Below are 12,832 nucleotides of genomic sequence, written 5' to 3'. Positions count from 1 at the left end.
ATGTCGGATTTGAGTATTTTGAAAAGGGTGAACCCATGAGCGTGTCCGAAATCTATGAAACCATGGACTATGGGACGGCACCGGAAAATGCCGCTGACGCGCTGGCGTGGCTGGTCGATCAAGGCAGCCGTTTCGGGCATTTCATCGACGGCGCGTTCACCGACGCACGCGATGATTTCGAAAGCCGCAACCCTGCCAACGGGAATGTGCTGGCGACGCTGACGCAAGCCAGTCAGGCCGAGGTCGACACCGCCGTCGCTGCTGCACGCAAGGCGCAGCCAAAGTGGGTCAAGCTTGGCGGACACGGGCGGGCGCGGTTCCTGTATGCCTTGGCGCGGTTGTTGCAAAAACACAGCCGGCTATTTGCCGTGCTGGAAACGCTGGATAACGGCAAACCCATCCGCGAAGCGCGCGATGTGGATGTGCCACTGGCGCAGCGGCATTTCTACTATCACGCAGGCATGGCCCAGCTGATGGAGTCCGAGCTGCCCGACGCAGAGGCGCTTGGCGTGTGTGGGCAGATCATCCCGTGGAATTTCCCGCTGTTGATGCTGGCGTGGAAAGTCGCACCTGCTTTGGCGATGGGGAACACGGTGGTATTGAAACCTGCCGAGTATACGTCGCTGACCGCGCTGCTGTTTGCCGATATCTGTATACAGGCTGGCTTGCCCAAGGGGGTTGTGAATATCGTGACAGGCGACGGTGCCGTGGGCGAGATGATTGTGCAATCGGATGTCGACAAGATCGCCTTTACTGGATCAACGCCCGTGGGCCGGCATATCCGCGAGGTGACAGCCGGGAGCGGCAAGGCGCTGACGCTCGAGCTGGGGGGCAAGTCGCCCTATATCGTGTTTGACGATGCGGATCTGGATTCAGCCGTCGAGGGGCTGGTCGACGCGATCTGGTTCAATCAGGGTCAGGTCTGCTGTGCAGGCTCGCGCCTGTTGGTGCATGAACCTGTGGCGGATCAGTTCTATGCCAAGCTGCGCGTGCGCATGGCAAAGCTGCGGGTCGGTAATCCGCTGGATAAATCCGTTGACGTGGGCGCGCTGGTCGATCCCGTTCAGGTGCAGCGCGTGACCGATATGGTCGCCGCCAACACCAGTGGCGAAGTGTTTACCGCAGGCGAGATCCCTGCGACCGGCTGCTATTATCCCCCCACGCTGATCACAGGCATGAACCCTGCCGATCCCTTGATGCAGGACGAAATCTTTGGCCCCGTGCTGGTATCCACCACATTCCGCACCCCCGCCGAGGCGGTCGAACTGGCCAATAACACCCGCTACGGTCTGGCCGCGACGGTCTGGTCCGAGAACATCAATCTGGCGCTGGATATCGCGCCCAAGCTGGTCGCGGGCATCGTATGGGTGAACGGGACCAACATGATGGATGCCGCCGCAGGCTTTGGCGGGGTGCGCGAAAGCGGCTTTGGCCGTGAAGGCGGCTGGGAAGGCCTGACAGCCTACACCCGTTCGAAAACCACGCAAAAGCCGTTGAAAGAGATCGCCGCCTTTACCGGCAGTGGCACGCCAGCGGACCCGATTGACCGAACCGCCAAGCTGTATATCGGGGGCAAGCAAAGCCGTCCCGACAGCGGCTATTCCGCACCTGTGTGGGGTAAGTCCGGCGATCTGCTGGGGCATGTCTCGCTTGCGTCGCGCAAGGATGTGCGCAACGCCGTGGAGGCCGCTCACGCTGCAAAGGGCTGGAGCAAGACAACCGGCCATTTGCGCGCGCAAATCCTGTATTACATCGCTGAAAATCTGGCCGCACGCGGGGATGAGTTCGCGCAACGGCTGGATGCAATGCAGGGTGGCAAGACCGGCAAAGCCGAGGTCGATATGGCGGTCAAACGGCTGTTCACCTATGCCGCCTGGGCCGACAAATACGACGGTCAGGTGCATGGCGTGCCGATCCGCGGGGTTGCGCTTGCGATGAAAGAACCTGTTGGCGTTATCGGCGCGCTTTGCCCCGCAGAGGCCCCATTGCTTGGGTTGATCTCCTGCATGGCCCCGGCGATTGCCATGGGCAACCGTGTCATTCTTGCGGCCAGCGGCCCCTTCCCGCTTGCTGCGACGGACTTTGTTCAGGTTCTAGAAACCTCTGATGTGCCGGCGGGCGTGGTGAATATCGTAACCGGGCCGCAGAAGGACACGGCAGAAACGCTGGCGCGGCATATGGATGTAAATGCGGTCTGGAGCTTTGGCGACAAAGCGCAAAGCGAAACCGTTGAACGGGCCAGCGCGCAGAACCTGAAACGCACATGGGTGAACAACGGCATGATGCGCGACTGGGATGGCGCAGAGGGCGAAGGCAAAGCGTTCCTGCAAGCCGCGACCTCGGTCAAGAATATCTGGATTCCCTACGGCGAATAACGTATTCTTGTCCTGCTGAAACGAAAAACGGGCGCTGTGGAGCGCCCGTTTTTTTGTATGTGTGGTTTGCTAAAGGAGCCGTCAGTCGTTCTGACCTGGTGCGGTGCCGTCGACCCCTTTGGGTTGCCCGACGACGACAAAGGCCAGTCCTTCGGGATCAAGCAACTCGTCTGCAACGCGTTTCACATCATCCAGCGTCACGGCTTCGACCTTGTCATTGCGGGTGGCGATATAGTCGATGGGCAGGTCGATCATTTGCATCCCCACAAGGATACTGGCGATGGTCTGGTTGCCATCAAAGCGCAGCGGGTAGGAACCTGTGATATAGGTCTTGGCATCATCCAGCTCTTGCTGGGTCACACCGTCGGCTGCGGCCTTGGTCCATTCCTCCTTGATCACGTCCATCGCCTGCCCGATCCGATCGTTGGCCGAGCTGACGGAGCCTTGGATCGTCTCTGCCAGATCCATAGGAACCAAGGAGGAATACACGCCATAGGTCAGCCCGCGCTTCTCGCGGACTTCGGTCATGAGACGGCTTTCAAAAGACCCGCCGCCCAAAACCTGGTTCAGTACCGTTGCAGCAAAGAAATCATCGTCTTTCTGCGAGATACCGTTCTGCGCAAAGAGCGCGACCGATTGCGGCGTCGGGAAATCCACGACCGTCGTGCCCGAGGGGATGGTCACCTCGGCACGAGGGGGCAGCGGCGCGCCGGTCTTAGGTAGATCTCCCAGCAGGTCGTCCAGCATCAGGCCAAGCGCTTCGGGCGTAATATCCCCGACCGCGCCAATGAAGATGCGGTCGCGGGCCAGAACCGCCTTATGCGCCGCGATCAGGTCGTCACGGGTCAGGGCGGTCACGGTGTCCTTCGTCCCGCTGAGAGGCGAGCCGTAGGGGTGATCGCCATAGAGCAGTTCATCCATCGTCTTGCGCGCGATATCGTTGGGGTCCTTGGCACTGGAACGGATGCCAGACAGAACCTGACCGCGCACACGTTCAATCGCGTCGGGATCAAAACGAGGGGACTGCACCGCCTGTTTCAGCAGCGCGATAGAGGCGTCCTGATTTTCGGTCAGAAAGCGCGTTGAAATTGCCAGTGCGTCATCATCCACACTGAACCGGAAACTGCTGGCGAGACCTTCGGCGGCGCGCGCAAAATCGCGGGCATCCATGTCACCGGCCCCTTCTTCGAGTAAGCCGGTCATCAGGTTGGTAGCACCGCGTTTTTCGGGCGCATCCAGCGACGCGCCCCCGCGAAACCGCAGGTCAAGCGCCACGAAGGGGATCGAATGTTCCTCTACCAGCCAAGCGGTGATGCCACCGGGGGATGTGACCTCTTGGATATCCACCTCGGCGCGGGCGGGCAGAGCGGCTAAAACCGTCAGAACTACAGCGTAAAACAGTCTCATTCTGTCACCTCTTCGCGCATCAGCCACCCTGTGACAGAAGCCTCGCGGTTAAACACATCCTTGGCGGCCTGCATGATGTCATCGGCTGTCACAGCCTCGAGCACATCTGGCCAGTCTTGCACGTCTTGCACGCTCAGCCCGATCGCCAATGCGCTGCCATAGCGATTGGCGACGCTATCGGCATTGTCGCGCGCATAGATTTGTTCGGCGCGGACCTGTTGCTTGATGCGTTCAAGCTGTTCGGCATCCACACCGTCTTTCATGAAACCGGCAACGGCCGCGTCCATTGCATCTTCGGCGTCCTGTAGGGAGACGCCGGGCTGCGGGACTACGACAATGTTAAAGGTCGTATCATCCAGCGATTGGCCACTGTAGAATGCAGCAGAATAGGTTGCAATTGACGTATCGAACTGCAGCTTTTCGGAGAAATAGGATGTCGTGCCGCCGCCCAAAAGCTCCGCCAATATCGTGAGCGCCGCTGCGGTTTGTTGATCACCGGGGTCACGTTCCTGGGCAAGATACGATCGGCTCACGTATTCCTGCGCGACGCGGTCATCGCGGAAAGTCAGACGGCGTTCAGCGGTTTGGGGCGGTTCTTGGGTGCGCAAACGTTCAGGCAGCTCGGGATTGGCGGGGATTTTACCGTAATATTGCTCAGCCAACTGTCGCACATTGTCAGGTTCCACATCGCCAGAGACGACGAGAATAGCATTGTTGGGCGAATAGTAGAGCTTATAGAAATCCAACGCATCCTGCAGGTCCAGCTCGCGCATTTCATGCATCCAGCCGATGACCGGCGTGCCGTAGCGGTGGTTAAGGTACTGCGCCGCGTTCAACTGTTCGCGGAATAGCGCGCTCGGGTCATTCTCGGTGCGCTGGTTGCGTTCTTCGATGATCACGTCGCGTTCAGTCGCGATGTTTTCCGGCGTCAGACGGATGTTTCTCATCCGGTCCGATTCCATTTGCATCATCAATTCGAGCCGATCCGCGGCAACCCGTTGGAAATAGGCGGTATAATCATAGCTGGTAAAGGCATTGTCGCGCCCGCCGTTCTTGGCAACCGTGCCGGAAAATTCACCGGCTTCCATCTTGTCGGTGGCCTTGAACAACAGGTGTTCGAGGAAGTGCGCCACGCCGGAAGACCCTTTGGGTTCATCCGCGGAACCGGCGCGGTACCACACCATCTGCTGCACGGACGGGCCACGGTGGTCTTCGACGACCACGACCTCCATCCCGTTGTTCAGCGTGAAATGTGTGACGTCTTCGTTGTCTCGCGCCAGCGCCGCTGTGGTGGGCAAGGCAAGCGCGAATAAAGCCCCGAGGGCCGGTAATCTGATCATGGTCGGTCCTTTGAGCAGGGTCCTAAGACCTCTTACTTACGCCACCTCGCGGGGCGATCAAGGGACCTAACAGAATTGTAATTCAGCCAGCGTCACTCTGCCGGAGGCGCAGAGGGTGTGCGCGCACCGGCACGACGCCAACGCGCGGCCTCGCGGGGGGCGTCTAGAATCTGACGTTTATAGGCTTGATCGTAGCGATCCGTCGGTACGATCTTGATTTGCGTGAACCGTGCCTTGCGTTTGCGGAAGGCGGCGTCGGTTTCGGCCAGTTCCTGACGGATATTATTGGTTACACCCATGCGGCTGGCCTGTTGCACCAGCGCCGCGTCGGACGCCGGAATGCCTTCAGCATTGCTTTGCGGGGTGCCGCCAAAGGCCAAGACCCCTTCGGCAATCGCATTACGATCGGTCAGGTTCGCCTGCCCCGGCGTCGGCACGGGCAGCGTGGCATAGCTGTCAGGCTGCTGAAGCGACTTGGCGGGCTGGATCATGAATTCGTCAGGCCCTTTCGCAGAGCTGCGAATGTCCCGCAGGCCAGTGTTGCCGCAGGCCCCAAGGGCAAGCGGTAGCAAGACAAGAGCGGCGACAAAGCGCATGACGGATCTCCTTAAGGACTTGTTAAGGTCTTTGTACCAATATCGCAGTCACGCGGTAATTGTCACTGGCCTTTTTTTGGGGCCTTTTTCGGTGTGGCTTTTGCCGGTTTCTTGGGGTCGCCCGTGAAATAAATCAGCCCCAACGCGCCCGCGAAAATGAAGATATCCGCGATGTTAAAGACGAAAGGATTATTGATCCCACAGCAAGACATGTTCAAGAAATCAAGTACATAGCCATAGATCAATCGGTCAACGACATTCGCCAGTGCGCCACCGATCAGCATGCCTGCGCTGATATTGGCCCAAAGGCTCATGGTTTGGCGGTTGGCCCAGACGACCACACCCACGCAGATGGCACAGGCCAGCCCGATGAGGATCCAACGACTTGCGTCGGACCCGTCACCGAAAAGGCCAAAGTTGATCCCGCGGTTCTCGCCGTAGCGAAAATTGATCAGCGGCGGCAATACGTCGATAGACCGGATGCGGCTCAGCTCCATCGCGTGCACAACAATGTACTTGCTCAGTTGATCCGCCAAAAACGCCGCGAAACCGGCCCAGAAAATAATACGCATACCGACCGCTTTCCGTGGTTAGTGGCGGAAGTGGCGCATGCCGGTAAAGACCATGGCAAGGCCGGCCTCGTCCGCTGCTGCGATCACTTCGTCGTCTCGCATGGACCCACCTGGTTGAATGAGGGCTGTCGCCCCTGCTTCGGCGGCGGTGATCAGCCCGTCAGCAAAGGGGAAAAACGCGTCGGACGCCACAACAGAGCCTTGGGTCAACGGTGCAGGCAAGCCCATGGCTTCGGCCATGTCCTGTGCCTTGCGTGCGGCGATACGTGTGCTGTCGACGCGGCTCATCTGGCCGGCACCGACGCCCACGGTCGCGCCATCCTTAACGTAAATGATTGCGTTGGATTTCACGTGCTTCGCGACGGTCCAAGCGAACATCAAGTCCGACAGCTCCTTTTCGGATGGCTGACGCTTTGTCACGACCTTCAGATCATCCATAGTGATGCGACCAACGTCTTTGTCCTGCACCAGATAGCCACCCGATACCTGACGGAACGACAGCGCCGCCTGTGCCGGATTGGCCAGACCGTTGGTGGTCAGCAAGCGCAGGTTCTTTTTCTTGCCGAAAATCTCCATCGCTTCGGGTGTGGCGTTCGGGGCGATCACGACCTCGGTAAAAATCGCGCTGATTGCGTCGGCGGTTTCTGCGTCAAGCGTCTGGTTCAAGGCGATAATTCCGCCAAAAGCGCTGGTGCGGTCGCAGTCGAACGCGCGGGTATAGGCATCGACCATTGATGTGCCTTGCGCCACGCCGCAGGGGTTGGCGTGCTTGATGATCGCACAGGCAGGCCCGTTGGCCGGATCAAATTCGCTGACCAGTTCGAACGCCGCATCGGTGTCGTTAATGTTGTTATACGACAGCTCTTTACCCTGATGCTGGGTGGCTGTTGCAACACCGGGACGGGCCGACCCATCGGTGTAGAACGCCGCTTGCTGGTGGGGGTTTTCACCATAGCGAAGGGTCTGTGCCAGCGTGCCGCCGACAGTGCGCCGACGCGGTGTGCCCCCGACCTGCGCAGCCATCCATGTGCTGACAGCGGTATCATACGCCGCGGTGCGGGCATAGGCCGTCTGCGCCAAACGCTGACGCAGTGCATAGGTGGTCTGGCCGTTATTCTCGGTAAGCTCTGTCATCACTGTCGCGTAATCTTCAACGTCGACGATCACATTCACAAAACCATGGTTCTTGGCGGCAGAGCGGATCATCGCGGGGCCACCAATATCGATATTCTCGATCACCTCGTCATATCCGGCACCCTTGGCGACGGTCTCTTCAAATGGATAAAGGTTCACGACCACCAGATCGATCGCGCCAATGTCATGTTTGTCCATCGCTGCGACATGTTCGTCATTGTCCCGCAGCGCCAGCAAGCCGCCGTGCACAACGGGGTGAAGTGTTTTGACTCGTCCGTCCATCATCTCGGGAAATCCGGTAACCTCGGATACGTCCTTGACCGTCAGACCTGCGTCGCGCAGCGCCTTGGCGGTGCCGCCGGTGCTCAGCAATTCGACCCCATGCGCCGCGAGCGCCTGCCCCAGTTCGACCAGACCGGTCTTGTCAGATACGGAAAGAAGCGCGCGGGAGACGGGGTAGAGATCAGGCATCAGGGAGGTTCCTTTGGTCAATCTTGGTCATCATATGGATCGTCGAGGGATAAATCTCGCACGCCAATCGCAGTTTCCTGCGCTTTGGACAAGGACCACCTGACCCTACTGGCATAGTCAACGACCCGCCCGCTGAGCAGAATTTGCACGGACGCACGGGGCTTAAGGCGGTTGCGCTCTAGGTAAACGCTTGGTTCCAAAGACAGTTTATGGGTCCCGTCGTGGCGGAAGACCCAGATTTCACCGCTTTTCTGCGCCATAGATATCGCCGCCCCGCCCAGATCAACAGTGGCATCCACATCGGGGTGCAAGTGAAAACGAATCTCGAACGGGATACCGCCCAGTTTCACCGCGTCCATTTCGCGATCAAAGGCGCGCTTTTCCGCGTCCTCTATGGCCAGCAGCATATCCTCGCCTGCGAGCCCGCGACCGTCATGGGCCAGTTCAAGACTGCGCGCATGGGTCAGACCAAAGCCCGCGACATATCCGTTATGCCCGCCCTGAAACTGGGTACCATCCCCGACCGACCCAATTTCCACGGGCACATAAGTCGGGCATTCAATAAGGGCCTCGGCGCTTGTGTACCGGTCCGGCTCTGCCAAACGCGCGCTGGAATACCCCCCCAGCGACAAGCCCGAATGCGACGGCGTCGCGCGCCCCGCCCGGCGCCAATCAGCACCAAATGAATCACCCGGTCCGCAGTTTACGACCAAGGGCCGACGCCCGCTGGTCAGTTCAAACGCAAGCGTAGAGGCGTGCGCATTGAACGACGCCGCCCCACCCGGAGGCGGGCTGGCGTCAACAATCACGCTGGTGCGCCCTGCTGACAAACGCGCATAGCCCATCGACAACCCGTCCGGCTGCCGTGTTTTGATTTTGGCCGTTGCCAAGGCATGATCGAGCCATCCTTCGGCTCCGCGACCGCCGCCATGGAACCGCGCCAAGCCACCGTCTGCATGGCGCAGCGTCCGCAACGTCGGGGCGATGCGTTCGATCGCTTCCATATGCGCAGCCGGCGTGCCGCGCCCTGCATCGCTAAGCGCGGCGGCGGCCCACGTCAAAAGGGTGAAAGCGTGCAATAGTTCTTCGGGGTTACGGGTGGGCAAACCGCCCTGCGCATCGATCTGCGCCTCGCACTCGCGAGCCAGCGCCTTGATTGCAGGATCGGCACGCGCCTCTTGCCCTTCGAGCGATAACCCTGCGTAAATCAGCCCTGTCAGCGCCTCGAACCGCGGCAGGCCGGGTGCGGCAGCGTGCCAACGGCGCGACAAAAAATCTGCCTGTTCCACCAGCGAACGGTAGAAAACATCGCTTTGGTCCTGAGAGGTGCCACGCAAGACAAACAGCGCATGGTTGATCCAGCGGATCAGCCGGCGACCGGTCAAATCAGGCGTCCAACCGATGCCCCGCCCCTTGCCGTAGTGATCGATCCACCCCCAAAGCCAACGTTGCGCGGTGGCGCGGGCGCGCACGTCGCCGACCGCAGCCAGATCATCCATCCAGGCAAAGCCGTGCAGATCACGGGCAAAATCCTGATCCGGCGTGGCGACTTCCCACAGGCTCGAGGCGTCCGGCGCTTCGATCAGGCTGCCTGAAAACAAAAGGTTGCCCGCGATTAGCTGCCGCCCGCGTGCGAATGACCCGATCGTGCGGGGTTCGGGCGAGGATACGAATCCCGTGGCTTTGGTACGCGTCTTGGTCGCGGCACGGGCGTGCCACTGATTTAAAAAACGCGTTTTTCGCGCATTGAAGCTGTTACTTGTCATGCGGCTGCCCTTGTACGCTCTGCTGGCGTTTCGCGGATGGTAGCCGCTGTTGCCACCTGAGTCACCGCATTTTGACAGGCCCTGTCGCGGGCGACGAAAATCCGCCCGCACATTCGGGGAAGTTTAAGCGTCCTTGCGCAGGCAGACGATGTAGAACCCGTCCATACCACCCAAATCAGGCCAGTAATCTGGACGCAAGCGCAGCCCGCCCTCTTCTGTGGTCCAAGCCGAATCTACGCCGGGCACGGCCAAGGCATCGGGGTCCACACGCATGTCAGCGTGACGCTCTAACGCCTCGTCGACCTGTACCTCGCCCTCATCGGGCAGCAGCGAGCAAGTACAGAAAACCAAGCGACCGCCAGGGTTTAGCAGCGACCAGGCATGGTCGATCAATTCCGATTGCAGTTCGATCAGGTCGCCGAATTCCGAACCATCTTTGGCATGGGGCAGATCAGGGTGCCGACGGATCGTGCCCGTCGCAGAGCAGGGCGCATCCAGCAAAATCGCATCGAACATCCCCTCGAAACGCCGCGCATCCACGACAACCGATTTGGCCGGCAGGTGTACCCGCGCGAGGTTTTCCTTGACCCGCTGCATCCGTTGCTTCGAGCTGTCAACGGCCGTGACCTGTGCACCCGCAGCAGCAAGCTGCATGGTCTTGCCACCCGGCGCGGCGCAAAGATCCAAAACGGCCTCGCCCTTTTGCGGCGCAAGAATTTTGACCGGCAATGCGGCAGCCGCATCCTGAACCCACCAATCACCTTCGGCGAAACCGGGCATGGTTGTCACCTGCCCTGCATCCACAACGCGCACCGAGCCGGTTGGCAGAACGACACCGCCCACGGCCTCTGCCAGTGCGGCGGGGTCGCGTTTGGCGGTCAAATCAAGCGGTGCACCTGCGAAATGCGCGGCTTCGATGCCGGTTATTGCCTCGGGCCCCCACGCCTCGGCAAGCGGGCCACGCAGCCACTTGGGCAAACGCGGAGAGCGCAAGGCCGCCCAGGCTTCAGGCCCTTCGGCGGCAATCTTGCGCAGCACTGCGTTGGTCAGCCCCTTGAGGTGACCCAGTTTTTTATGCGTCGCGACCAGTTCAACCATCGCATTCACCACGCCATGCGCCGCACCGCCCTGACAAAGCTCGATCGTGCCGACCCGCAACGCATTGCGCACGGTCAGCGGCGGATATTTCGAGAGGTGTTTCTGAAGCAGGCGATCCGCCCGTTCCATCCCACGCAAGGTATCAGTGGCTAGTCGCTGGGCCCGCGCACGATCATCGGGGGGCAGCTTGTCCAGCACACCCGCCGCAAGAAGTTCTGACATCAAACGTTCTTCCCCCAGGATCATATCCAAAAGGTACACCGCACTTCTGCGGGCCTGAACGCCGGTGTCTGACATGCGATACGCTTTCTTCTTTAGGGTGCCCGGGTTGTCTGGGCTTGGTTCCGGCGTATATCAAGGTGACAGTGGCCTCAAGAGGATGAGAGAATGACCGAAGCCGTCAAACGACCCATGCCAAGCCCACCCCATGATCCGACCCCCATGCCGGAGCCCGGGCCGGATATTCCGCCGCAACCCACGCCCGATCCGATGCCTATGGTAAACCAAGAGCTTCCCGCCGCCGCGCAACGCGCGCTGGCGGAGGCCGCAGAACGCCGGAAGGCAGCACAGGCGCTGGACCTTCCGACGGAGCTTGGTGGCCGCGACGGGCCAGAACCGGTCCGCTACGGTGATTGGGAAAAGAAGGGGATCGCGGTCGATTTCTAAAGTCGTCGCGCATCAGAAAATTGGATAGTGCACAGGGTCAAGCGCAGCGCAATCTGCCGAGAAACCGACGGATCACCGCAGCGAGAATACCGCCGACTGACCTGCACCCTTGTCCGAGGTGAAACGGATTTTTCCACCATTTACAGCGACTTCCTGACAATTATAGCCAAGGTCATCATCGCCCCAGGTTAGACTGCGGCAGAAATATCCACCCTTCCAGACCCATTTTCCTGACACGTCCCAAACGGCACCCGTGCCCGAAATACCGCCGCCTTCAGAAACGCGCAATTCGACCAAGGGGCGGGTCAATGTCTTACCCTCCACCACCGAGACAAAGTCGCGTTGGCTGTCCAGTTTCTGATACTCCGCCCAAGCAGGGCCGATCAGCGCCAGAAATGCCGCGCACGTCAGTAACGTCAGTTTTCTCATTACACCCTCCAACCAGATTGTTCACACGAACATACGGGGCAAAGGTTAAGATAGTTTCACCGCAGTTAAAGGACAGGGCGGCGTCGGCGTTCAGTCATTCAGCCCCAAAACGTCCAGCATATCATAAGCGCCAGCAGGTTTTCCCTGCCCCCAGAGTGCGGCTTTGATAGCACCGCGCGCAAAAACTGCGCGATCAGAGGCGATGTGGCGCAAGATGATTCGCTCCCCTGCGGCAGCAAACATCACGTCATGCTCGCCGACGATGTCACCGCCACGGATCGCCGTAAAACCAATATTGCCGCGCTTGCGTGCACCGGTGATACCGTCGCGCCCGCGATCAGAAACATCTGCCAGCGCAACACCGCGCCCTTCGGCAGCCGCCTCGCCCAGCATCAGCGCCGTGCCCGAAGGCGCGTCGACTTTCTGGTTGTGATGCGCCTCGATCACCTCGATATCAAAGTCTGCGTCCAGTGCGGCCGCGACCCGTTTGGTCAACTGGGTCAACAGGTTAACGCCCAGGCTCATGTTACCAGCCCGCACGATAACTGTCTGTTTCGAAGGCGCATCCAGACCGTTGATCTGCGCATCGGACATCCCCGTGGTGCCTATAACATGGACGACACCGGCTGCCGCAGCGATCTTCGCAAAGGCGAGGGTCGCTTCGGGTGCGGTGAAATCAATAACCGCCTGCGCGTCCCTCATCGCCGCTGCGGGATCGTCGGTAACGATCACGCCTACTGCTGCGCCGCCCATGGCCACACCGATGTCCTGACCGATCCACGCATGCCCTACCCGTTCAACCGCGCCTGCAAGATGCACCCGGTCGCTGGCAAAAACCTGCCCGATCAACATCTGGCCCATACGGCCCGAAGCCCCTGTAATCACTATGCCGGGTGTGTCGCTCATGTTATGCTCCTTATTCGGTTCCGGTTTAGCGCGTGGTGATCTGCTTGGCAAAACCTCAGCGAACCCTTAGAT

Annotated in this window: 11 protein-coding genes; 2 read left to right on the top strand and 9 right to left on the bottom strand. The window is 60.0% G+C overall.

Annotated features, from left to right (window positions below; genetic code table 11):
• Positions 1-35 precede the first annotated feature (35 nt).
• Positions 36-2,375, top strand: a complete 2,340-nt coding sequence (locus E5180_RS13785) for an aldehyde dehydrogenase family protein (RefSeq protein WP_138924888.1) — start codon at positions 36-38, stop codon at positions 2,373-2,375.
• An 81-nt stretch (positions 2,376-2,456) separates the two neighbouring features.
• Here E5180_RS13785 and E5180_RS13780 read toward each other — a convergent pair whose 3' ends face one another.
• The 7 genes from E5180_RS13780 to E5180_RS13750 all read right to left on the bottom strand — a co-directional run bounded on the left by E5180_RS13780 (position 2,457) and on the right by E5180_RS13750 (position 11,056).
• Entirely contained in the window at positions 2,457-3,782 is a 1,326-nt protein-coding gene (locus E5180_RS13780; protein WP_138924887.1) for a M16 family metallopeptidase, read from the bottom strand.
• Positions 3,779-5,122, bottom strand: a complete 1,344-nt coding sequence (locus E5180_RS13775; protein ID WP_138924886.1) for a M16 family metallopeptidase — start codon at positions 5,120-5,122, stop codon at positions 3,779-3,781. Before E5180_RS13775 ends, E5180_RS13780 begins: the two co-directional genes overlap by 4 nt.
• Positions 5,123-5,214: 92 nt before the next feature.
• Positions 5,215-5,718, bottom strand: coding sequence for a DUF3035 domain-containing protein (locus tag E5180_RS13770; protein WP_138924885.1), 504 nt, complete (start codon positions 5,716-5,718; stop codon positions 5,215-5,217).
• A 62-nt stretch (positions 5,719-5,780) separates the two neighbouring features.
• Positions 5,781-6,290 carry a signal peptidase II gene (gene lspA / locus E5180_RS13765; protein WP_138924884.1) on the bottom strand — a complete coding sequence of 170 codons (510 nt, stop codon included), beginning with the start codon at positions 6,288-6,290 and terminating at the stop codon, positions 5,781-5,783.
• 18 nt (positions 6,291-6,308) lie between these two features.
• Positions 6,309-7,895, bottom strand: coding sequence for a bifunctional phosphoribosylaminoimidazolecarboxamide formyltransferase/IMP cyclohydrolase (purH, locus tag E5180_RS13760; RefSeq protein WP_138924883.1), 1,587 nt, complete (start codon positions 7,893-7,895; stop codon positions 6,309-6,311).
• A 17-nt stretch (positions 7,896-7,912) separates the two neighbouring features.
• Entirely contained in the window at positions 7,913-9,661 is a 1,749-nt protein-coding gene (locus tag E5180_RS13755) for a heparinase II/III family protein (RefSeq protein WP_138924882.1), read from the bottom strand.
• 123 nt (positions 9,662-9,784) lie between these two features.
• The gene (locus E5180_RS13750; RefSeq protein ID WP_138924881.1) at positions 9,785-11,056 is read right to left on the bottom strand and encodes an RsmB/NOP family class I SAM-dependent RNA methyltransferase; all 1,272 of its coding nucleotides are present in this window, start codon (positions 11,054-11,056) and stop codon (positions 9,785-9,787) included.
• A 90-nt stretch (positions 11,057-11,146) separates the two neighbouring features.
• Between E5180_RS13750 and E5180_RS16055 the strand changes: the two genes are divergently transcribed.
• A complete protein-coding gene (locus E5180_RS16055) occupies positions 11,147-11,425 on the top strand; it encodes a DUF1674 domain-containing protein (RefSeq protein WP_093734096.1) in 279 nt (92 codons plus the stop codon).
• A 72-nt stretch (positions 11,426-11,497) separates the two neighbouring features.
• Here E5180_RS16055 and E5180_RS13740 read toward each other — a convergent pair whose 3' ends face one another.
• Positions 11,498-11,854: a dihydrodipicolinate reductase gene (locus tag E5180_RS13740; protein WP_138924880.1), complete on the bottom strand. Its 357-nt coding sequence runs from the start codon at positions 11,852-11,854 to the stop codon at positions 11,498-11,500.
• 90 nt (positions 11,855-11,944) lie between these two features.
• A complete protein-coding gene (dapB, locus tag E5180_RS13735) occupies positions 11,945-12,760 on the bottom strand; it encodes a 4-hydroxy-tetrahydrodipicolinate reductase (protein WP_138924879.1) in 816 nt (271 codons plus the stop codon).
• Positions 12,761-12,832: the final 72 nt, after the last annotated feature.

It is taken from the genome of Sulfitobacter sp. BSw21498 (assembly GCF_006064855.1).
GTDB lineage: Bacteria > Pseudomonadota > Alphaproteobacteria > Rhodobacterales > Rhodobacteraceae > Sulfitobacter.
This window is presented reverse-complemented; position numbering and strand designations above follow the sequence as displayed.